This is a genomic window from Empedobacter sp. UBA5528 (assembly GCF_002426075.1).
GTDB lineage: Bacteria > Bacteroidota > Bacteroidia > Flavobacteriales > Weeksellaceae > Empedobacter > Empedobacter falsenii_B.
On sequence record NZ_DINY01000025.1, the window covers coordinates 63,872 to 85,522 of the forward strand.

Annotated in this window: 18 protein-coding genes and 1 pseudogene; 11 read left to right on the forward strand and 8 right to left on the reverse strand. The window is 32.2% G+C overall.

Going from position 1 to position 21,651, the window contains the following annotated elements; translation table 11 throughout:
* The first annotated feature begins 103 nt into the window (after positions 1-103).
* The 3 genes from B4L98_RS05375 (at position 104) to B4L98_RS05385 (ending at position 5,508) form a co-directional block, all read left to right on the forward strand.
* Complete coding sequence (locus B4L98_RS05375; protein WP_291077690.1) at positions 104-1,519, forward strand: L-serine ammonia-lyase; 1,416 nt, start codon at positions 104-106, stop codon at positions 1,517-1,519.
* Between the two features lie 320 nt (positions 1,520-1,839).
* Positions 1,840-3,594 (forward strand): DEAD/DEAH box helicase, encoded by a 1,755-nt coding sequence (locus B4L98_RS05380; protein WP_291077709.1) that lies wholly within the window; start codon positions 1,840-1,842, stop codon positions 3,592-3,594.
* Positions 3,595-3,810: 216 nt separating this feature from the next.
* Positions 3,811-5,508, forward strand: a complete 1,698-nt coding sequence (locus B4L98_RS05385) for an AMP-binding protein (protein WP_291077692.1) — start codon at positions 3,811-3,813, stop codon at positions 5,506-5,508.
* Between the two features lie 69 nt (positions 5,509-5,577).
* Here B4L98_RS05385 and B4L98_RS05390 read toward each other — a convergent pair whose 3' ends face one another.
* The 3 genes from B4L98_RS05390 to B4L98_RS05400 form a co-directional block, all read right to left on the reverse strand.
* Entirely contained in the window at positions 5,578-5,904 is a 327-nt protein-coding gene (locus tag B4L98_RS05390; RefSeq protein ID WP_291059512.1) for a hypothetical protein, read from the reverse strand.
* Positions 5,894-6,163 (reverse strand): hypothetical protein, encoded by a 270-nt coding sequence (locus tag B4L98_RS05395; protein WP_349676707.1) that lies wholly within the window; start codon positions 6,161-6,163, stop codon positions 5,894-5,896. Before B4L98_RS05395 ends, B4L98_RS05390 begins: the two co-directional genes overlap by 11 nt.
* 141 nt (positions 6,164-6,304) lie before the next feature.
* Positions 6,305-6,664, reverse strand: coding sequence for a YtxH domain-containing protein (locus B4L98_RS05400; protein WP_291059508.1), 360 nt, complete (start codon positions 6,662-6,664; stop codon positions 6,305-6,307).
* Positions 6,665-6,764: 100 nt separating this feature from the next.
* On the opposite strand from B4L98_RS05400, the gene B4L98_RS05405 reads away from it, so the two are divergent.
* The 3 genes from B4L98_RS05405 (at position 6,765) to B4L98_RS05415 (ending at position 9,610) form a co-directional block, all read left to right on the forward strand.
* On the forward strand, positions 6,765-7,967 hold the full coding sequence (locus B4L98_RS05405) for a pyridoxal phosphate-dependent aminotransferase (RefSeq protein WP_280036080.1): 1,203 nt from the start codon (positions 6,765-6,767) through the stop codon (positions 7,965-7,967).
* A 13-nt stretch (positions 7,968-7,980) separates the two neighbouring features.
* Entirely contained in the window at positions 7,981-9,000 is a 1,020-nt protein-coding gene (gene murB / locus B4L98_RS05410; protein WP_291077694.1) for a UDP-N-acetylmuramate dehydrogenase, read from the forward strand.
* A 127-nt stretch (positions 9,001-9,127) separates the two neighbouring features.
* Positions 9,128-9,610 (forward strand): hypothetical protein, encoded by a 483-nt coding sequence (locus B4L98_RS05415; RefSeq protein ID WP_291077697.1) that lies wholly within the window; start codon positions 9,128-9,130, stop codon positions 9,608-9,610.
* Here the strand turns inward: B4L98_RS05415 and B4L98_RS05420 are convergent.
* The 4 genes and pseudogenes from B4L98_RS05420 to B4L98_RS05450 all read right to left on the reverse strand — a co-directional run bounded on the left by B4L98_RS05420 (position 9,589) and on the right by B4L98_RS05450 (position 14,990).
* Positions 9,589-10,392: a cobalamin-binding protein gene (locus B4L98_RS05420; protein WP_291077699.1), complete on the reverse strand. Its 804-nt coding sequence runs from the start codon at positions 10,390-10,392 to the stop codon at positions 9,589-9,591. The genes B4L98_RS05415 and B4L98_RS05420 overlap by 22 nt on opposite strands.
* 97 nt (positions 10,393-10,489) lie before the next feature.
* Entirely contained in the window at positions 10,490-11,281 is a 792-nt protein-coding gene (locus B4L98_RS05425) for a discoidin domain-containing protein (protein ID WP_291077711.1), read from the reverse strand.
* A pseudogene (locus tag B4L98_RS14690) lies at positions 11,279-13,236 on the reverse strand (glycoside hydrolase family 2 TIM barrel-domain containing protein); the annotation flags it as partial. The pseudogene B4L98_RS14690 and the gene B4L98_RS05425, both read right to left, overlap by 3 nt.
* Positions 13,237-13,499: 263 nt before the next feature.
* The gene (locus B4L98_RS05450; protein WP_291077704.1) at positions 13,500-14,990 is read right to left on the reverse strand and encodes an aminoacyl-histidine dipeptidase; all 1,491 of its coding nucleotides are present in this window, start codon (positions 14,988-14,990) and stop codon (positions 13,500-13,502) included.
* Between the two features lie 185 nt (positions 14,991-15,175).
* Here B4L98_RS05450 and B4L98_RS05455 point away from each other — a divergent pair, with 185 nt between their 5' ends.
* The 4 genes from B4L98_RS05455 to B4L98_RS05470 are packed head-to-tail and all read left to right on the forward strand — an operon-like array spanning position 15,176 to position 18,123.
* The gene (locus tag B4L98_RS05455) at positions 15,176-15,967 is read left to right on the forward strand and encodes a hypothetical protein (RefSeq protein ID WP_286495570.1); all 792 of its coding nucleotides are present in this window, start codon (positions 15,176-15,178) and stop codon (positions 15,965-15,967) included.
* Positions 15,916-16,479 carry an erythromycin esterase family protein gene (locus B4L98_RS05460; protein ID WP_286495599.1) on the forward strand — a complete coding sequence of 188 codons (564 nt, stop codon included), beginning with the start codon at positions 15,916-15,918 and terminating at the stop codon, positions 16,477-16,479. The genes B4L98_RS05455 and B4L98_RS05460 overlap by 52 nt, the downstream gene beginning before the upstream one ends.
* On the forward strand, positions 16,479-17,360 hold the full coding sequence (locus B4L98_RS05465) for an ABC transporter ATP-binding protein (protein WP_286495568.1): 882 nt from the start codon (positions 16,479-16,481) through the stop codon (positions 17,358-17,360). The genes B4L98_RS05460 and B4L98_RS05465 overlap by 1 nt, the downstream gene beginning before the upstream one ends.
* 1 nt (position 17,361) lies before the next feature.
* Positions 17,362-18,123: an ABC transporter permease gene (locus B4L98_RS05470; protein ID WP_286495567.1), complete on the forward strand. Its 762-nt coding sequence runs from the start codon at positions 17,362-17,364 to the stop codon at positions 18,121-18,123.
* A gap of 51 nt (positions 18,124-18,174) precedes the next feature.
* Here B4L98_RS05470 and B4L98_RS05475 read toward each other — a convergent pair whose 3' ends face one another.
* Positions 18,175-19,200 (reverse strand): M28 family peptidase, encoded by a 1,026-nt coding sequence (locus B4L98_RS05475; RefSeq protein ID WP_280049540.1) that lies wholly within the window; start codon positions 19,198-19,200, stop codon positions 18,175-18,177.
* A 140-nt stretch (positions 19,201-19,340) separates the two neighbouring features.
* Here B4L98_RS05475 and B4L98_RS05480 point away from each other — a divergent pair, with 140 nt between their 5' ends.
* The gene (locus B4L98_RS05480) at positions 19,341-21,242 is read left to right on the forward strand and encodes an amino acid permease (protein ID WP_221855381.1); all 1,902 of its coding nucleotides are present in this window, start codon (positions 19,341-19,343) and stop codon (positions 21,240-21,242) included.
* Positions 21,243-21,651 lie beyond the last annotated feature (409 nt).

Genomic DNA, 21,651 nt, shown 5'->3' on the forward strand with positions numbered 1-21,651 from the left:
TTAATTGTTTAAGTTGATAAAAAAACTGCTTAAATAAAGCGAATATGAGAATTTAACGGCTATATTTGTCTTGTGTGGAAATAATATAAATTAAAAGTACAAAATGGATTGTATTTCAGTATTTGATATGCTCAAAATTGGCGTTGGTCCTTCAAGTTCGCATACTTTAGGTCCTTGGCGCGCTGCAGAAGCTTTTCTGAAAGAATTAGATGCTGCATCTATCTTTAATAAAATTACAAAAGTTCGTGTAGATTTGTATGGCTCTTTATCACTTACGGGTAAAGGACATGCGACTGATTATGCAGTAATGTTAGGGCTAAGCGGTGCTGATCCTGAATATATTCCTGTTGATGATATTTCGAATATTATTAATACGATCAATACAAATAAACAATTAAATTTTGGAAATAAATTTTTAATTGATTTTAATCCCGAAACTGATATCGTTTTCAATCGAGAGTTTTTATCTTTTCACGCTAATGGAATGATGTTTACAGCTTTCTATGAGAACGAAGAATTATCTTCTACGTTTTATTCGATAGGAGGAGGATTTATTACAAAAGAGGATGATAGAGCTACCAATACAGATGTCACTTGTGCTTTTCCATATTTATTTAATACATCAACAGAGTTGTTAGAATTTTGTTCAAAAGAAAATAAATCGATTTCTGAAATAATGTTCGAGAATGAAAAAACAATCCGAACTGAAGATGAAATTCACCACGAATTAATGCGTGTTTGGAATACCATGTTAGAGTGTATGTATATTGGTTGTCATACAGAAGGTATTTTACCAGGCGGATTGAACGTGAAACGTCGTGCTTACGATATGCACAAGAATTTGGTTGGAGCAACACCTTATTCTAATCCACAAGAATGGATTGCTTCAATCCGAAAAACCAAAGTATATTTTCGCGAAATCTTGAAATGGGTGAGTTGTTTTGCTCTTGCTGTTAATGAAGTAAATGCTTCGTTAGGTAGAGTTGTAACAGCGCCAACAAATGGAAGTGCAGGAGTTATTCCAGCAGTTTTGATGTATTATTTGGTGATCGAAAATCATAAAGCTGGTCAAAAAGAGATTGAACAATTCTTAACAACAGCAGGAGTTATTGGTTCTATTTTTAAGAAAGGAGCAACTATTTCTGCGGCAATGGGAGGTTGTCAAGCTGAGATCGGTGTATCTTCAGCTATGGCTGCAGCTGCATTATGCGAATTAATGGGAGGAACTCCTGCGCAAGTAACAATGGCTGCCGAAATTGCAATGGAACATCATTTAGGTTTAACATGCGACCCGATTGGTGGTTTGGTACAAATTCCTTGTATCGAGCGTAACACAATGGGAGCGATTAAAGCGATAAATGCAGCAGAATTAGCACTGGATACAGATCCGTTGACTGCGAAAGTTCCGTTAGATAAAGTTGTGAATACGATGTGGGAAACTGCAAAAGATATGAATAATAAATACAAAGAAACTTCTGAAGGAGGTTTGGCAGTTGCTGTAAATATTGCAGATTGTTAGTAACTTATTTATTATCAGTAAAATAATATTATGTGTATTAATTGTAAGGATTATGAATGTGTGTTGTGTATTTCAAAAATAATCCTTACATTTGCACAGCCTTTTAGAGTTAAGGTACGGATGTTAAAGAATATTCATTTAGGGATTTTTTAGGCTGCTCAGCCATTTAATTTTATTCTTTCATATCTGTTGGTTAAATAATTTAAAATAAAACCGTGATATGAAATATAAATGAATTTCATTATCTCGGTATCGTATCTAACATGATTACATTCAAAGAATTAGGACTTCAAGAAGAAATCCTAACTGCAATTGAGAAAATGGGCTTCGTTAACCCATCTCCAATCCAAGAAAAAGCTATTCCTCAAATCCTTTCATCAGATCAAGATGTTATTGCATTGGCGCAAACAGGTACAGGAAAAACTGCAGCATTCGGGCTTCCGGTTTTAAATCAATTAGACAGCAATTCAAAATCAGTACAAGCAATTATTTTGTGTCCTACTCGTGAATTATGTTTACAAATTGCAAAAGAATTAGAATCTTTTTCTGCAGATATGCGTGGAGTACGTGTACAGGCAGTTTACGGTGGTGCTGACATCGTTAAACAAATTAGAGGATTAAAAGATAATCCGCAAATCGTTGTAGGAACGCCAGGTCGTACAATGGACTTAATCAAACGTGGCGCATTAAAAATTAATGACATCACTTGGACAGTTTTAGATGAGGCTGATGAGATGTTGAACATGGGATTCCGTGACGAAATTGATTCTATCTTAGAAACAACTCCAGAAGAAAAACAAACTTTATTATTCTCAGCTACAATGCCTTCAGAGGTTCGTCGTATCGCTTCAGAATATATGCACAATCCAGTTGAGATTGCTGTAAGTAAAGTAAATACTGCATCAAAAAATATCGAGCATCACGTTTACTTAGTACGTTCTTCTGATCGTTACTTAGCTTTAAAACGTTTGGCCGATTATTACCCAAATATTTATGGTATCGTTTTCTGTAGAACTCGTCGCGAAGCGAAAGACGTAGCAGATAAATTGATGCAAGATGGTTACAATGCAGACGCATTACATGGAGATTTATCACAATCACAACGTGATCACGTGATGGAGAAATTCCGTAACCAAAACATTCAAATCCTTGTTGCAACAGACGTTGCTGCTCGTGGTATCGACGTAAATGAGTTGACTCACGTAATCAACTTCAATTTACCAGATGATCCAGAAGTTTATGTACACCGTTCAGGACGTACAGGACGTGCAGGTAACAAAGGAATTTCTATCATTATTTCAGGAGGTCGTGAAGCGCGTAAAATTAGAGATTTAGAAAAATTAATTGCTTCTAAAATCGAACCTAAAAACGTACCAACTGGAGCAGAAATCTGTGAAAAACGTTTAATTTCTTTAATCGATAAAATCGAAAACATCGAAGTTGATGAAGAATTAATCGAGCCTTACATGAAAACTGTAAACGAAAAATTGGCAAACTTAGATCGTGACGATTTATTAAAACGTTTCATGACAGTTGAGTTCAATTCTTTCTTAGAATATTACAAAAACACGAAAGATATTTCTTCTGAAGGAGATCGTGGTGATAGAGGAGATCGTTCTTCTAATCGTCGTGGAGGTCGTGATTTCTCTCGTTTCTTTATCAATATTGGTCAAAAACACAACTTACGTGTTCCAAATTTAATTGGTTTAATCAACGAGCAAACTCGTAACCGTAACATCGAAATCGGAAAAATTGAAATTTTACGTAATTTCTCTTTCTTCGAAGTTGATACACAATTCGAATCATTAGTGTTAGAATCTTTCAAAGATGCACAGCGTGATGGTGTAGATTTAGATGTTCAAATCTCTAAACCAGAACCAAGACGTGGTGATGGTGAGCGTCGTGGAGGAGATCGTCGTCGTAATGACAGAGGAGGAGATTCTCGTGGACGTGGTTTCAATAGTCGTCGTGATAATGACCGCGAAAGAAGTGGAGGTTATCGTGGTGGAGATCGTGATCGCGGAGGAGACAGAGGTGGATTCCGTGGAGGAGATCGTGACCGTGATTCAANNTGATCGTGACCGTGATTCAAGAGATTCTAGAGGTGGAGATCGTGGTGGTTACCGCGGAGGAGATCGTAATAGAACTGGAAACTCAAGAAGAGGTAGAGATTAATATATTCTCAACAAATAATAACAAAAAGGATGATTTCATAAAATCATCCTTTTTTTATTCATAAAACTTCTGTTTGAATAAATAATTTTTCTATATTTATTCAAAACCACAAATAAATGACAGTACAAGAATTGTTTAACTCTATTCGATTATCCATGGAAGAAGAGAATTATGCGCAATTAAAAGAAATTAAAATTTTTAAGCCAGAAAAATTCAATTGGGTAAATGATATTTTCGAACCATATAATGTTGCTCAATTAGGAACTCAAAAGGGGTTGATTTGGAAGTATAATGATCAACGAGAAGATTATACTTTTCAGGATTTAGCAGATAAATACAATCAATTCTTAAACTATTTAAGAAACAAAGGAATTAAACAAGGAGACAAAATGTTTTCTCAAGTTCCATTATTACCGATTACTTGGATTGGTTATTTGGCTTCTATCAAAGGTGGATTAATTATTATTCCAGCCGCAACAACCTTAGAAGCAAGAGATTTAACATTTAGATTCGAGTCTTCTTTTCCAGAAGTTGCTTTAGCAGATCAAGCAAATGCATCGAAAATAGATGAAGCTGAAGCAAAATTTGATAAAAAGATTAAGGTAAAATTAATTACAGAAGGTGAGAGAGAAGGTTGGACAAATATCAATGAGTTATGGAAAGAATCTACACAAGCTGAGGCTGCAGATACAAAACCTGACGATGATTTATTTTACTTTTTTACTTCGGGAACGACAGGAATGCCGAAAGTTGTGGTGCATACGCATTACACTTATCCGCTTGGAGGTTTCACAACTTCTTCTTGGGTTGGAATGAAAAAAGGTGATTTGCATTACAATATTTCTCAACCAGGTTGGGCAAAATTCTTTTGGAGTAGTTTCTTTGCTCCGTGGAATATGGGCGCGACAATTTTGGGTTATCATGCAGATAAATTTGTTCCGAAAGAACAATTACAAACTATTCAAGATTTGGGTGTAACAACTTTTTGTGCGCCCCCAACAGCTTTGCGTGTATTGATTTTAGAAGATTTGAAAAGTTATGATTTCAAACTTCGTCAATGTGTTGCAGCTGGTGAACCGCTTAATCCTGAGATTATCGATGTTTGGAAAGAAGGTACAGGAATTACAATTCGTGATGGTTATGGACAATCAGAATCAACTGCGATGATTGCGAATTTGCCGAATGAGAAGATTAAATACGGATCGATGGGAAAACCTGCGTTTTTGTATGATATTGTGATTGCTGATGATGATGGAAATATTGTGCAAGATTGTGAAGAAGGAAATATTTGTGTCGTGCATAATGAAGAAACCATCAATGGAATTTTCAAAACTTATTTGATTCAGAAAGATAAAATGATGAAAGTTTTCAAACATGGATTATATTATACTGGAGACAAAGCTTATAAGGACGAAGACGGCTATGTTTGGTTTGTTGGGCGTGATGATGATGTGATAAAAGCGTCTGATTTCCGTGTAGGACCATTCGAGGTAGAAAGTGCTTTGTTGGAGCATGATGCAATTATGGAAGCTGCTGTTGTGGCAAGTCCGCACGATTTACGCAGTAATGCTGTAAAAGCTTTTGTGATTTTAGCACCTGGACATGATGCGTCGGAAGAATTAGCAAAAGATATTTTTAGATATACAGAAGAGCATTTAGCACGTTATAAAATTCCGCGTATTGTGCAGTTTGTAGAGAGTTTACCAAAAACAATTTCAGGAAAAATACGTCGTGTGGAATTGCGAAATCAAGAAGCTGTAGATAAAAAGAACAAAACGATTATACCATACGAATATTTTCACGAAAAATATTAGTCGAGCTTAAAATTAACACACACAAAAAAACCACTTCAAACGAAGTGGTCTTTTTATTATCAAATAATTTTATAATTTTTCTTCTATGTATTCCTGAATTTTACTCGTAATGATTGGAACCGCTATCATAATCAATCCAGATATTACAATTTTTGTAATCCCTTTCATTGGATATTTTTTTGAAGCTTTATCTCCAACCCAATTTAATGCGCTTTCAACTTTAGAAGAAGTGAAACTTGTATCAGATTTTAAATTTGTTACAAGACTTACTGCTTTGTTTACAAATGAATTATCGTGCTTATTTTCAGCAACTTTCATTTGCAATTTTAGTTTACGCTTTGCCATTCGCAAATCGTCTAAATTTTTTATCGCAGATATTTGTTCTTTATTCTTCATCGTCGTCTTCATCATCGTGGTTAGACATGGCTTCCATAGCGTTTTCTACGGCAATATTTGTCAAGAAAAGTTTTAATTTCTTTCTAAATAAAATAGAAAGAACCATCATTAAGAAATAAATTCCAGTTACAGTAAGAAAACCTAATCCTATATCATTAAAATAACCTCCTAAAATAAATCCTAATGCTAAACTTCCTAATAATAATATAAACAAAGAAAATACAGCAATAATTAATATATAAATACCGCTCGCCAGCATGTTGCTCAGCGAATCTACGAGATCATATTTTGCTAAAGTTATTCTATTATTAATATAAACTTTTAGTTCATTAAACATAAAATTGATTTATTTAAGACAAAGTTAATTATAAAATTTAAGGAATGTTGTGTTTCGAAGAAATTAAACTCCTACGTTTTCTTGAAACTCGTCTTTTAAATCTTCTTTTGTTTGGTTTGCTTTAGATTTTAAATCTTTTCCAGCTTCTTTTGCTTTAGAAACAAACTCATCTTTTTGCTCAACTAATTTTGATTTTACTTCATCTAATTTAGCTTCTAATTCTTTTTTCGTTTTTTTCGCTTTATCAGAAAAATCATTCGCGTATTTGTCTAACTCTTTTTTGTATTTGTCAGCTTCTTTTTTTAATTTTTTGCGAGTGTCTTTCCCTGATTCTGGTGCATATAATAAACCTACTACTGCTCCGATTGCTGTTCCGATTGCTAAACCTGCTAATAATTTAGTTGCATTATTTAATTTACTCATAATAAAGTTTTTTTTGAGATTAAACGTTTTTTATATTTACACTTTAAAATTACAAAAACAATACCAAAGAATTCAAATCAAATTTAAAAAATTACAATAAATGTTAATATTATCTGAAAAATCACAAAATATGCCAGCTTCTCCAATCAGAAAGTTGGTGCCATACGCAGATGCAGCGAAAAAAAGAGGAACGAAAGTTTATCACTTAAATATTGGACAACCTGATATTGAGTCACCAAAAGCTGTTTTAGAAGGATTGAAAAATTTTCCTTCAAACATTATTTCTTATACGCACTCAGAAGGAACGTTGGAATATCGCCAAGCTTTGGCAGATTATTTTACAAATCGTGGAATTGAATTAACGCCAGAGAATTTTATTGCAACATTAGGAGGTTCGGAAGCTTTATTATTTATTTTCGGAATTATTGCAAATCCAGGTGATGAAATTATTATTCCAGAACCTTTTTATGCAAATTATAATGGATTTACATGTGAAAACGATGTAAATATTGTTCCAGTTCCATCTACAATCGAAAATAATTTTGCTTTACCATCTGTTGAGGAGTTTGCAAAAAAAATTACAGATAAAACACGTGCGATTTTAATTTGTAATCCAGGGAATCCAACAGGTTATGTATATTCGAAAGAAGAATTAAATCAATTAAAAGATTTGGTTTTAGAGCATGATATATATTTAATTGCGGATGAAGTTTATGCAGAATATTTATATACAGAAGAAGAATTTACATCTGTTTTAAGTTTCCCAGAACTGAAAGATAATGCAATTGTAATTGATTCTGAATCGAAACGTTTTTCTTTATGTGGAGCACGTTCTGGAGCTTTGATTACACGTAACGAGAAATTCTTAAAAGCTGCGATGTTATATGCTCAAGCGCGTTTAAGTCCAGTTGAAATTTCTCAGTACATTGCAACATTAGCACACAGAAACGTAGGAACTTATTTTGAAGATTGTCGTACAGAATATTTAAAACGTCGCAACACTTTGGTAAAAGGTTTACAACAAATTCCAGGTGTTGTTTGTCCAAATCCAAAAGGAGCATTTTATTGTATGATTCAATTACCTGTAGATAGTGCAGAAAAATTTGCAATCTGGTTATTAGAATCTTTCTCATCAAATGGAGAAACAGTAATGTTGGCACCAGGAGCAGGATTTTATTCAACTCCAAATTCAGGAATTCAAGAAGTTCGTTTGGCTTATGTTTTGAAAGAAGAAGATTTGGTTCGTTCTGTCGAAATTTTGAAAGAAGCTTTAGAACAATATCCAGGAACAATTAGATCATAAGAAAAATACGAAGATGGAAATCATCGAAAATTATTCATTAAAATTATATAACACATTTGGAATAGAAGCGAAAGCAAAATATTTTGCTGATGTTGCAACTATTCAAGATTTGCGAAAAGTTTTGGTTTTTCGTCGTCAAAAAGATTTACCGATTTTATTTATAGGAGGAGGAAGTAATATGCTTTTTGTAGACGATTTCCCTGGAATTGTGTTAAAACTGAATTTGAAAGGAATCGAAATTATCAATGAAGATGATGATTTTGTGTATGTAAAAGCGCAAGGAAGCGAGAATTGGCACAATTTTGTTGAATGGACGTTGCAAAATGATTTCGGAGGATTAGAAAATCTTTCGTTGATTCCTGGAAATGTTGGTACTGCACCGATGCAAAATATTGGTGCGTATGGCGTAGAAGTAAAAGATTATATCGAAGAAGTTCAGACATTAGTTTTAGAAACGGGAGATGAGCGTACTTTTACAAATGAAGAATGTCATTTTGGTTACCGTGAATCTGTTTTCAAAAATGAATTGAGAGGTCAATATGTCTTGGTGGCAGTTACGTTTAAACTGACAAAGAAAAATCACAAACTTCATGTGGAATATGGTGCAATAAAATCTGAATTGGAAAAGGAGCAAATTTTTGATCCAACGATTCAAGAAATTAGTGCAGCTGTGATCAAAATTCGTCAAAGTAAATTACCAGATCCTTCGCAAATAGGGAATTCGGGAAGTTTCTTTAAAAATCCTGTGATTTCGAATAAAGAATTTGCTGAGATTGAAAAACTTCATCCAGAAATTTCTCATTACAAAACTGATTCAGGTGTGAAATTAGCCGCAGGTTGGTTGATAGAACATGCAGGTTGGAAAGGAAAACGTTTTGGTGATGCAGGAGTTCACGATAAACAAGCTTTGGTTTTGGTGAATTATGGCAATGCAACTGGACGCGAAATATATGATTTATCTGAACGAATTATAGAAGATGTGAAAGCCAAATATGGTGTAACATTGGTTCGAGAAGTCAATATTATACAATAATTTAAATCTCGCTGATAAGCGGGATTTTTTTGTTATATTTAGTTTATGAATAAATTCATAATATTTGTTTTAGGGTTCATTTTATTTGGTTGTAATAAAGAAGAGTGTGTTTTATGATGATTATTTTATGAATAATCAGACAGATGATAAGCCTACTGTTTATGTTGCTTCATCAAATAATTCATGTAATGAATTGTATTTAAAAAGTAATTTCTATTATAAAGGGAAAGATTATTATGTAAATGATAGAATATCGATACAAGATAGCTTTTATTCATATTCTTCTCAAAATAATCAACTTATTTTTGATTTTAGTGATAAAAAGAGAAATGGATTCTTATTATTGAATGATTCAACAAGACTTCAAGTTAAATTTTTTATGGATATTGAATTTAAAAATAGAAAATTTAGATTATTTAAAATAGACAATGTTGAAAATTATTATCAACTGAATTTATCTTCTGTTTTAGTTGTGAATTATAATAATGGAATCGTTGGTAGCTTTATAACAGGAAAAGAAAATAATCAATGGATGGTTACAAGATATCAAGGATTTATTCCAAATAAAAATTATTTCTATTCCATTTTTCAAAAAGGTGAACTATTATAATTTTTTATAATCTCCACAATTTTATCCAAACCATCGTTTAAAGCAGCAGGACCAGGTTGTAAAATCAATTCAGATTTTATTTCGTATAACTGATTTTGTTGAACAGCTTTTACATTTTCGAAACCAATTCGTTGTTTTACTTTTTCGGGTTTGAACATTTTACCACACCACGAACCGATAATAATTTCTGGATTTCGTTCTATTACTTGTTCGTCTAACAAAATGCGATCTTTTGCCAAAGCTTTATTTTTGAGTTCTGGAAAAGCTAATTTTCCACCAGCAATTTCAATCAAATCATTTACCCAAGCACTTCCCGAAATAATTGGCTCGTCCCATTCTTCAAAAAAAACGGTTGGATGATAGGGAAGGAGAGCAGCTTGTTGTTTTACTTCTTCGAGTTTCTTTTCGTAAGATTCGACTAATTTTAAGCCTTTTTCTTGGCAGCCAATCAATGACGTAAATTGTAAAATCATGTTTAAAATTTCATCAACTGTTCGATGATTAAAAATAAAAACATTAATTCCTCTTTTAATTAATTCTGCTGCTATATCAGCTTGCAAATCCGAATATCCTACAACCAAATCTGGCTTCAAATTGAAAATATCTTCAAATTTTGCATCTAAAAAAGTTGAAACTTTAGGTTTTTCTTTTCGTGCTTGTGGCGGACGATATGTAAATCCACTAATTCCTACTAAACGATGTTGTTCGTTAATATTATACAGAATTTCGGTTCCTTCTTCGGTTAAGCAAACAATGCGTTGAGGATATCGATTTGATGACATTTTGGCTTGATGTTAAATTGATGTAAGGTGTAAAAATAAGAAATTCATACCATTTGCATGATATGAATTCCTTTTGAAAATACTATGAGTAAAAATGTTAGTTAACTAAAACTCCAAATTCGGATCCAGCAGCGTAATCTTGTCCATTCTGAGAACTTAAAGCTGTGAAACGGATATATCTTCCACGAATTGGTTTGTCGAACAAAATTGTTTGCAGTTTAGTGTTTTTCTCGAAAGAACCTTCTTTGATAGGGTTACTCCAATTTTTTGCGTCTAAACTAATCTGAATTCTATAATCTTTTATATTTCCATTAGCTCCATCTTGACGAGGTAAATATGTAAATCCTTTAATCATCTTGAATTCTCCTGCATCAAAATCAACCCAATGAGGATATTGCGCAACAGTGAGAGAATACATCGTATGCCAAATAGAGCTTGGATTACCATCTACAAGATTTGCAGCATCTCCTTCTCCAGTTTCTTGACTTGAAGCAAAAACAACTTGTAACGGAATCGTTTCTATTTTAGTAAATTTTGAAGAAACTTTAATGTTCGGATTATTTTTATCCCAAGTAACAATTGTATTCGCATCTCTCAATTTGAAAGGTTCTGTATACTTCGTTTCTTTTCCATTCCCGATTTTGTAATACAAATCTGCATGTTGATTTTGGCTCAAAATTGTAACTTCCCCAATTTTGTTTCGTGTAATAAGAAGTGGAGAATTTCCTGCTCCTTTTACTTTTGCTTGCGTTGAATAATTATTGTTTTGAATAGGACGAATAATAAATCCGAAAGTTGTTGCGTTTGGTTTTACACGATCTTGTTCTAATGGTGGTCCTTGCCCACAACTATTTCCTCCAAGCCCTGTAACACCAGCATCTAAATGCATATACGTTCCATCATTTGGTTTATCCCCTAAATCACCTCCGTAAGCGAAGAATTTTTCGCCTGTCTTTTTATCATAATAATACATTGCTTGGTCAACCCAATCCCAAATTGCGCCTCCCATAAAGAAGTTTGTAGATTCCATTGCTTACCAATAATCTATCAGATTTCCAGCTGCATTTCCCATTCCATGCGCATATTCTGAGATATGGAAAGGATATTTTAACTTATAATTTCCTTGTACAGCATCACGAACCCAATTGATAGAAGGGTATTGATTAGATCCCATATCAACAATTGCATTATTTCGCTCGTATTGAACAGGACGAGAAGTATAAATTTTTTTTATTGCATTGTAGGCTTCAACAAAATTATTTCCAGGACCAGCTTCATTTCCTAAAGAGCAAATAACGATAGAAGGATGATTGATTGTTGCATGAACCATCTCTACATTACGTGCCACGTGCGCATCTCTCCACTCTTTTGGATGAGAGATTGAAGCTTCACCGTAGTAATATTGGTGACTTTCTACATTGGCCTCGTCCTCTAAATAAATCCCATATTTGTCGCATAAATAGTACCAATAAGGATCATCTGGATAATGTGAGTTACGAACATGGTTAATATTTGCACGTTTCATCAACTTAATTTCTTCTTCCATCTGTTGACGTGTCACAAATTTTCCTTTTTCAGGATTTGTTTCGTGGCGGTTAACACCTTTCAGTTTTATTGTTTTACCATTTACATAGAAATAACGTCCAGCCAAACCAAACTCATCATCTACAGCTTTTGTATCTTTAATTTCAACCTTTCTAAATCCTACATTTGTCGAAACTGTTTCGATGGTTTTGTTCTTTGTATCTTTTAATTCTCCAACTAATGTATAACCATAAGGACGCTCTGCTGACCAAAGATTTGCATTCTTTAGTTTTAGTTTGTAAATAGATGAAGAATTAGGATTGATTGTAACTGCATCAGAATTGATAATATATTCAGTTGTTGCAACTTTGTCAGTTTCGTCACTGTATAATTTATTTTGATAAAATGTATAAGCAATTTTATAACTTTTTGCGGCTTTATTTGATAAATTTCTAATATCAGCCGAAATATTTAGTTCACCATCTTTATAGTTATTCGTTACATCAGGAATTACAACCAAATCTCTAACTTGGATTTTCGGTTTTGATGTTAATGAAACTGTACGAAAAATTCCTAGCAATCTAAACATATCTTGTGCTTCTAAGAATGAAGCGTCAGAATTCCTATAGACTTCAACTGCTACAGAGTTTTCACCTTTTTTATTTAGATAAGGTGTAATGTTAAATGAAGCTAAATTTCTAGAATTTTTAGAAAAACCAACATATTTTCAATTAATCTATAAATAGAAAAATGAATCTACTCCATCAAAATTCATGTAAATATCACGTCCATCCCAATCTTTATTTGGCTCTCGCATTACACCTCCTTTCCAATCGTCTATTTTTACAGTATGTTGAAAGATAACTTTTTGATTGACATAAATTGGAACACCATATTTTAAATCTCCATTTTTCTGTATTCCGAAAATATTCCAACTCATTGGAACAGGAACATCGTCCAAGAAGAGGTATCAAAATTGTTTTCGTAAAAATTTTTCGGTCTTTCGTTTGGGTTTTTTGCCCAATTAAATTTCCAAATACCATTCAAATTCATCCAGTATGGGCTATTTTCTGGTAAAAGTTTTACAGCTTGATTTTGATTTTCGAAAGAGAAGAAATAACTCTTTGGTAATTCTTTATTAAAGGATAAATTCATTGGAGATTACCATTCGTTACCGTCTGGAGAATCTTTCGTTCCGTAATTGAAGCCCCCTAAATTATGCGTAAAAGGATTTTCAATTGGCGGATTTGTTTGTGCAAAAGTTGTCTGAACAACAAGTGCAGAAACAATAACTTTACTGTACTTTGTTATAAGATTCATTTTTCAACAATCATTTTTAATCACGTGTTAAACAAATATAGTTTTGATTATTAAACGATTATGCTTATTTGAAGAAGTAAAAATAAGGTGATAAAATTGTAAATAATTGTTTTTTAATCTTATGGTTGATTTATGATTTTTTTTTCTAAAATAGATAGAATTAGAGAAAAATTTTAATTTGATTAAAAGAATTGTTTAAAAATATTATTGTAAAAAAAAGACCACTTGCAAAAGTGGTCTTTAGATTAAGTTTTCAACTTAAATTATATATTTTTTGAATTTGCGCAGCTGTAATCAACTGGACCATCATTTGGAATATCTTTTAAAATATCTAATAAATAATCCCAGAATTTTTGAACTGAAGCAATTTCAACTTTTTCGTCAGGAGAGTGAGCGCCAGAGATGTTTGGACCAAAAGAAATCATATCTAAACCAGGATAATTTGTTCCAATAATTCCACATTCTAAACCAGCGTGACATGCCACAACTTTTGGTTCCTCTCCGAATTTTGAAACATAAATACCTTTCATCAATTCTAAAATTTCTGAATGAGTATTTGCTTTCCAACCAGGGTAAGATCCTGAGAATTTAACCTCAAAACCACCTAATTCGAATCCAGCTTTTAATGTTTGTGCTAATGCTTCTTTACCTGATTCTATAGAAGAACGCGTTAAACATAAAATACGAGCATTACCATCAATAACTTCTACGCGAGCTACATTATTAGACGTTTCTACTAAACCTTCAACATCTGGACTCATTCTGTAAACACCATTGAAAGCTGCCATAATTGTTTGAACAAAAACTTTAGAATCTTGTGCTGACATTGCTGAAGTCGCATTAGTTGGTTCTAATGTAATCACCATTTTAGGCTCTTTCGTTTCGTATTCTTCAATAATTTCTGCGCGTAAAGTTTCGTAAGACGCTTTGAAAGCATCCACTTTATCTGTAGGAATTACAATGTTTGCCCAAGATTCGCGAGGAATGGCGTTGCGTAAACTTCCACCTTCCATATGAGCGATTTGTAAGCCAAATTCAGTTGCAGCATTTAATAAACGAGCAATCAATTTGTTCGAATTTCCTAAACCTTCGTGAATTTGCATTCCAGAGTGTCCACCGTTCAAACCTTTTAATGTTAAGGTAAAAGCAGTTCCGTTAGTAGCTTCTGTAGTGTAAGCTTTTGTCGCCGTTACATCAACACCACCAGCGCAACCAATGTCTAATTCATCATCTTCTTCGGTATCTAAGTTCAACAAGATTTTCCCAGATAAGAATCCAGCTTTCAAACCTAAAGCACCAGTCATTCCAGTTTCTTCGTCAATTGTAAAAAATGCTTCAATAGCTGGATGAGGAATATCTTTCGATTCTAAAATAGACATAATTGTCGCAACTCCAATTCCGTTATCTGCACCTAAAGTTGTTCCATTTGCTGTAACAAATTTATCATCTTCAATGTACATTTCAATTCCTTGTGTTTCAAAATCGAATGTTACATCGTTATTTTTTTGACAAACCATATCCAAGTGCGATTGCATGATCACTTTTTTACGGTCTTCCATTCCTGGATAAGCAGCTTTTTTGATTAAAACATTTCCTACTTCGTCCGTTTCGACAGGTAAACCTAAATCTTCACCAAATTTGATGATGAACTGACGTACTTTTTCTTCTTTCTTAGAAGGTCTTGGAACTGAATTCAATGCTGAGAAGTTTTTCCAGATTGCTTTTGGTTCCAAATTAAGAATATCGTTATTCATTGTTTGTTTTTTATTGTTCCTCAAAGTTACGGAATTGCGACAATATAGTTTTATTAAAGAAGTTTTAAATTTTTTTGATTCTCAACCAACCTTTTTATTTTTTTATGAATCATATTATTATAAATGAAAAAATAAAAACGTGATGTAATACGAAAAATACTATTTTTAAATAACACTAATGATTCATGAAGAAATTAACACTATTTACAATTTTGACTTTACTCAGTGCAGTATTGTTGAATGTTTTTGTTTTCAAGAAAACTTTCAATGATGACTCAGAGAAGATAATCGCTGAAACAAATCAATATAAACATCCAATAAATTCGATTGAAATGACTGAACAAAATAATCAGGATTTAGAATTTTTGAAAATGATGTTAAAAGATAATCGTATTGTTTTTTTGGGTGAAGGTATACATCAAGATGGACAAACTTTTAAAGCCAAATCACGCTTGATAAAGTATTTGCACGAAAATTTGGATTACAATGTTGTCTTGTACGAAGCTGGACAATATGATATGTGGATAACCAACCAAGAAATGGAAAAAGGAACTTTAGGTGTTGGAAAAGATTCGATTGCGGGACTTGGTATGTTTAATTTTTGGTGGGATAATAAAGAAACTCAACCTCTAAATAACTATTATTTACAAACTAAGAAAACAAATAATCCAATCACATTAGGTGGTTTTGATATGCAATATTCTGGTGATTTACTGACAGAAATTTTAAATAATGGGTATTTAAGACGTATAAAATTATTAAGAGAGTTTTTAGCGAATCAAAATATATCTTTATATGATTACCCTTTTTTAAATCAAAATATTGATAATCTTACAATTTTTAGATATAAAAAATTTACTGAAGCTACATATAAAAATATGAAATTACTCAACTCCTTAAAGAGTTACAATCGATTTCATTACGAATATCAAGGCTTCCAAAAACTGAAGAAACTAAAATCTATTCACGTTATCTGAAAGATATTAAAAACCATATTCAGAAAAATTTGATGTATAAATCTGGAACTAAGGAAAGTATGAATTTTAGAGATTCTTTGATGGTAGAGAATTTAATTTATCAATTGGATTCTCTTTATCCAAATCAGAAAGTAATTATTTGGTCGGCGAATGTACATGCTTACAAAAAATATTATCCGAATAATTTTAAACCATTGGGACAATATATCAAAGAAAAATACAAGAACCAATCGTATGCAATTGGTTTTACTTCGTATGGCGTTTATAATCCTCTGAAACAAATAATTAATACACCTAATAAATATGCGGTAGAGAATGCATTTCATCAACTTAATCAGCCTTATTTCTTTTTAGATTTTAGTCAAATTCCGAATCAATCTGCACTAAAATCTGAGTATTATTCAGTTATAGATCAAGGAATGAATGTAAAAGCAAAATGGAGTGACTTTGTAGATGGAATTTTTTACATCGATGTTAATCAAGAACCAACACCACTAAAAGAAGAGAAATAATGAAAAGTATAGAAATAAAAGATTTGAATTTTAGTTTCGGGTCAAAACAAATATTAAATCAAGTTAATCTTAATGTTCCGAAAGGAAGTATTTATGGCTATTTGGGGCGAAATGGAGCAGGAAAATCGACAACAATAAAATTGCTTTTAGGATTATTGAATTCGAATGAAGATACTATTTTCTTGAATGAGTTGAGTATCAAAAAACATCCTATTAAGATTCATGCTTTAACAGGTAATTTGATTGAAGCGCCTTGTTTTTACACAAAATTGACTGTTTATGAAAATTTAAAATACTTAGATGTAATTTATCAAAAAGGTGAGGAGCGAATTAGTGAAGTGTTAGATTTGGTTGGTTTGTTGTACGCGGAACATTATAAAACATCTGATTTATCGATGGGAATGAAACAACGTTTGGGAATTGCAATAGCGATTTTTCATGATCCAGAAATTTTGATTTTAGATGAACCTCTTAATGGATTGGATGCACAAGGAATTTATGAAATGCGCGAATTGTTTTTGAGGTTGAATGCATCAGGTAAAACGATTTTTTTGTCAAGTCATATTTTAAGTGAATTAGAACGAGTTGCTACGCATATTGGAATTATAGAAGGAGGAAAGATGATTTTTGAAGGCAAAAAAGAAGAATTACTTGGGAATGTTGTTCGTAAAGTTGCTATAAAAATAAATGATGCAGAGAAAGCAAAACAACTTTTTGAAAATGTAATAATTGAAGATAACGTCATGCATTTTGAAATTGAAAACGATGATGATTTTCATCAAAAAATACAACAATTAATTCAGCATAACATTAAAATTTATGATGTTCAGTCTGAAACAGCTAATCTTGAACAAATTTTTATTAACCTAATTCAACACTAAAATGACAAATACATTTTATAAAGCATTTGCTTCCGAACTATATAAATTATCAAAAAACAAAGAAATTTTTGGTGTATTATTTTTACCAACTTTAGTCGTTTTAGGTGTTTTTTTCTATTTAATTTATAAAGTACCAATGGAACCTATTGCTTTGAATCCGTGGTACGGTTTTTTAGGACGATATGTTTTTATGTTTTTCTATATGCTATTTCCAGTTTTAATTGCTGTGTTTGTGCATTCATGTTGCGATGTAGAATATAAGAACAACAATTATAAATTGTTATTTACACTGCCCATTTCACATGCTAAAATTTATTTAGCCAAAGCTTTATTTATTTTAATTATAGTCAGTTTTTCTGTTGTTGGGGCTTATGTGTTTTTTCTATTAAGTGGATATTTATTACAATTTATTTCACCAAATTATGGTTTTCAGAATTTTGATTTTAGAGAAATTGCTTTTTACACTTTTTTCAAATTATGGATTGGATGTTTAGCTGTATCTATGATACAATTTGCTTTGAGTTTATTCTTCAGAAGTTTTATTTATCCAGTAGGTTTTTCTCTATTTGTAACTGTTTTTTGTTCTGTGATTAGTAGTAAAAAGTTTGCAGATTTCATTCCTTATTCAAGTTCTCCAAAATCATTTGATAACTTAATGAATCAAATAGCATCTTTAGAAAGATTAGATTATATCAACCTTATATACAATATTTTCTTTTTAGGGTTGAGTTACTTTATCTTTATAAGAAAGAAAAATCTATAAAGCAAAAAATCCCTTGAATTCAAGGGATTTTTTAATGTATACTTTTTATATTTATCTTGTAGAAGGCATAGGAGATTCTTTGTCTACAACTGGTCTATTTTCGACGTTTGCTAAAATCCAAATTGTATTGAAAGCTAATTTTGTACGACGCGTCAATAAATCATATTCAATTTTGTCTGGTGTATCGCCTGGTTTGTGGTAATCATCGTGCACACCATTAAAGAAGAAAACAGACGGAATGTTATGTTTCGCAAAATTATAGTGGTCAGAACGGTAATAAAAACGATTTGGATCATCTGGCGTATTGTAACGCATATCTAAATTAATTCCTAATCCATCATTTGCTGCTAAAACAGCTTTGTGTAAATCAGAAGACAACATTTCAGAACCAATTACATAAACAAAGTCTCTTGTTTGTTCATTATGTTCGTAGTCTACTCGACCAATCATATCAATGTTAACATTTGCAACTGTGTTTGCAAGAGGAAAAATTGGATGTTCTGAATAATATTTAGAACCTAATAATCCTTTTTCTTCACCAGAAACATGTAGCAATAAAACCGAACGTTTTGGACGAATTCCTTTCTTCTCAGCTTCGCGGAAAATACGACCAATTTCCATTACAGCAACAGTTCCAGAACCATCATCATCAGCACCAGCATATAATTTTCCATCTTTTATTCCTTCGTGATCATAATGTGCCGAAATCACCACAATTTCTTCTGGTTTTTCTGATCCTTTGATGAATCCCATCACATTTCTCATTTGACCTTTTACTCGGTTAAAAGTTCCAGCAGGAATAATTTGGAAATAATTATTATTTGGTCCATTAATTCCTAATTCTTTGTAATAATTAGAGATATAGTTTCCCGCTTTTATTTCGCCTTCAGTTCCAGCATTTCTACCTTCCATATCAGGCGCAGCAATGATGTAAAGCTGTTTTTTTAATTCAGCTTCAGAAATTTTGTCTGTATATTTTACAAGACTCTTTTGATATTTCTCCTGAGAAATTGGTTTTGTAGAATCACAACTTACTAAAGTAGCAGTTAAAGCAATTGCAAATAAAAATTGTTTCATGTTAATTTTTTGAATTAAATTTAAAATTAATCTAACCAAGCAGAATAAAAAAGAAAATTTGAATAAAAAACCAATATTTATACGGATTCTATCCGAATTTGGGATTGTCTTTTTTATATTTGCCCGTTTTTAAATAAATTATGTCACAATTATTCAGAAAAAAATCTGTCGAATCCATTTTAGCAGAATCTGCAAAGAACACGACTACAATGAAAAGAACTTTAGGTGTTCGAGATTTAACAGGTTTTGGTATCGCCGCAATTGTTGGAGCTGGTATTTTTAGTACTATTGGTCGAGCAAGTTTTGAAGGTGGACCAGCAGTTATCTTCCTTTTTATTTTTACGGCAATTGCCTGTGGTTTTACAGCTTTTGCTTATGCAGAATTTGCTTCGTTAGTGCCTGTTTCGGGTAGTGCGTATACCTATAGCTATGTTGCATTTGGAGAATTATTTGCTTGGGTAATTGGTTGGGCATTGATTATGGAATATGCGATTGGGAATATTGTGCTCGCGATTTCGTGGAGTGATTATTTTACCACCTTGCTCTCCGGAATGGGATTACATCTGCCAGAATGGATGACAATGGATTATTTTACGGCGAGAGAAGGTTTTGAATTTGTTTCGAATGAGTTAGCGAAAGGTAAAACATTAGAAGGAATTGCGAATTCGCCTTATGCGCAAGAGATTCCAAAATATTTAGCCTTTAAAGATGCTCCATATTTAGGATTTAATTTAGTGGTGGATATTCCTGCATTAATCATTACTTTTTTGATTACAGCTTTGGTTTATCGTGGAATTAATGAATCGAGAAAAGCAAGTAATGCAATGGTTGTGTTAAAATTAGCTGTGGTACTTTTGGTAATTGTGGTTGGTGCTTTTTATGTGAATCCAGATAATTGGAATCCTTTTGCACCGAATGGAGTAGGAGGTGTTTTGGCTGGAGTTTCGTCTGTTTTTTACGCTTATATTGGGTTTGATGCGATTAGCACAACTGCGGAAGAATGTAAAGATCCGAAGCGAGATTTGCCTCGTGGAATTTTTGCGTCTATCATTATTTGTACTGTTTTATATGTGCTGATTGCTTTAGTAATTACGGGAATGGTTCATTATTCTGAATTGAATGTTGGAGATCCTTTGGCGTATGTTTTTGATAAAATTCAAGATTTAAAGTGGTTGGCAGGAATTATTGCTTTTTCGGCTGTAGTAGCGATGGCGAGTGTATTTATTGTTTTTCAAATTGGGCAACCTCGTATTTGGATGACAATGTCTCGTGATGGTTTATTACCAAAGAAATTTTCTACTATTCACCCGAAATTTAAAACACCTTCTTTTGCAACTATTTTTACTGGATTTGTAGTTGGAGTTCCTATTTTATTTACAGATTTGGAATTGGTTGTTGATGCTTGTTCTATTGGAACTTTGTTTGCTTTTGTGTTAGTTTGTGCTGCTGTACTTCGTATGGATGCCGATCCAAATGCGAAAAGAGGAAATTTTAAAACGCCTTTTATCAATGCAAAATACATTATGCCAATTGTAACTGCCGTGATTGTATTTTTATGCGCAACAACATTTAAAGATGATTCGATTGATTTCTTTACGAATAAACCGCAACCTATGCCAATTGAACATTTTGTAAATTCGTTATCGCCAAAAGAATTAAAAGATTCTTATGCAACAATTAATGAATTAACAGGATCTGAAATTGAATTTTTGGATGATTATTTGGCACAATTATCTCCAGAACAATATAAATCTACTTTGAGCAAATTACCAGTTTACGAAGATAAGAAGATGGAAAAAGGATGGGATGTTTTCAAACACAAAATTCCAATGATTCTATTCTTAATGATTTATGTTTTTATGGTAGTTAGAACATTTTTCAAAAGAACTTCTATTATTCCGTTAGCTGGTATGTTGTGTTGTTTTTATATGATGGCGCAATTAGGATTGAAAAACTGGATGATTTTCTTGATTTGGATTGCAATTGGTTTAACAATTTATTTCACTTACGGTTATAAACATAGTAAGTTGAGAAATGTTTAAACTTACAATAAACAATAAAAGATCCGATTATAATCATTTATAACCGGATCTTTTTGTTTCTATCAGTTATATTTGCAGAAATTTAACCCTATGAAAAAAATTCTATTGAGCCTGTTTATTTTAGGTTCTTTTTATGTTTCTGCGCAAGATATTGATATAAAAAAAGGAAAAGTTCTATTTGATAAAAAAGAAGTTGCATTAGTTGAAGGAAAAAAACGTGTTTATACGTTGTCAGATATACAAAATAAACCAATTTTATCTATTGAATATAAAGCTGAACCATATCCATATGGTGGTAATAAAATTTGGTTTAGATTGATTGATTTAACATCAAATCAGTCTAATGATTTTGAAACAGATATGAAAGGTTTCTCTTTATTTAATTTAGAAAAAGATATTGTGAAAACCT

Excerpts from the sequence above, each read along its gene's own strand:
- B4L98_RS05375 (WP_291077690.1), top strand. The coding sequence starts at position 104 with ATGGATTGTATTTCAGTATTTGATATGCTCAAAATTGGCGTTGGTCCT.
- B4L98_RS05385 (WP_291077692.1), top strand. The coding sequence starts at position 3,811 with ATGACAGTACAAGAATTGTTTAACTCTATTCGATTATCCATGGAAGAA.
- B4L98_RS05390 (WP_291059512.1), bottom strand. The coding sequence starts at position 5,904 with ATGAAGAATAAAGAACAAATATCTGCGATAAAAAATTTAGACGATTTG.
- B4L98_RS05395 (WP_349676707.1), bottom strand. The coding sequence starts at position 6,163 with ATGCTGGCGAGCGGTATTTATATATTAATTATTGCTGTATTTTCTTTG.
- B4L98_RS05400 (WP_291059508.1), bottom strand. The coding sequence starts at position 6,664 with ATGAGTAAATTAAATAATGCAACTAAATTATTAGCAGGTTTAGCAATC.
- B4L98_RS05405 (WP_280036080.1), top strand. The coding sequence starts at position 6,765 with ATGTTAATATTATCTGAAAAATCACAAAATATGCCAGCTTCTCCAATC.
- murB (WP_291077694.1), top strand. The coding sequence starts at position 7,981 with ATGGAAATCATCGAAAATTATTCATTAAAATTATATAACACATTTGGA.
- B4L98_RS05415 (WP_291077697.1), top strand. The coding sequence starts at position 9,128 with ATGAATAATCAGACAGATGATAAGCCTACTGTTTATGTTGCTTCATCA.
- B4L98_RS05420 (WP_291077699.1), bottom strand. The coding sequence starts at position 10,392 with ATGTCATCAAATCGATATCCTCAACGCATTGTTTGCTTAACCGAAGAA.
- B4L98_RS05425 (WP_291077711.1), bottom strand. The coding sequence starts at position 11,281 with ATGCATTTAGATGCTGGTGTTACAGGGCTTGGAGGAAATAGTTGTGGG.
- B4L98_RS05450 (WP_291077704.1), bottom strand. The coding sequence starts at position 14,990 with ATGAATAACGATATTCTTAATTTGGAACCAAAAGCAATCTGGAAAAAC.
- B4L98_RS05455 (WP_286495570.1), top strand. The coding sequence starts at position 15,176 with ATGAAGAAATTAACACTATTTACAATTTTGACTTTACTCAGTGCAGTA.
- B4L98_RS05465 (WP_286495568.1), top strand. The coding sequence starts at position 16,479 with ATGAAAAGTATAGAAATAAAAGATTTGAATTTTAGTTTCGGGTCAAAA.
- B4L98_RS05470 (WP_286495567.1), top strand. The coding sequence starts at position 17,362 with ATGACAAATACATTTTATAAAGCATTTGCTTCCGAACTATATAAATTA.
- B4L98_RS05475 (WP_280049540.1), bottom strand. The coding sequence starts at position 19,200 with ATGAAACAATTTTTATTTGCAATTGCTTTAACTGCTACTTTAGTAAGT.
- B4L98_RS05480 (WP_221855381.1), top strand. The coding sequence starts at position 19,341 with ATGTCACAATTATTCAGAAAAAAATCTGTCGAATCCATTTTAGCAGAA.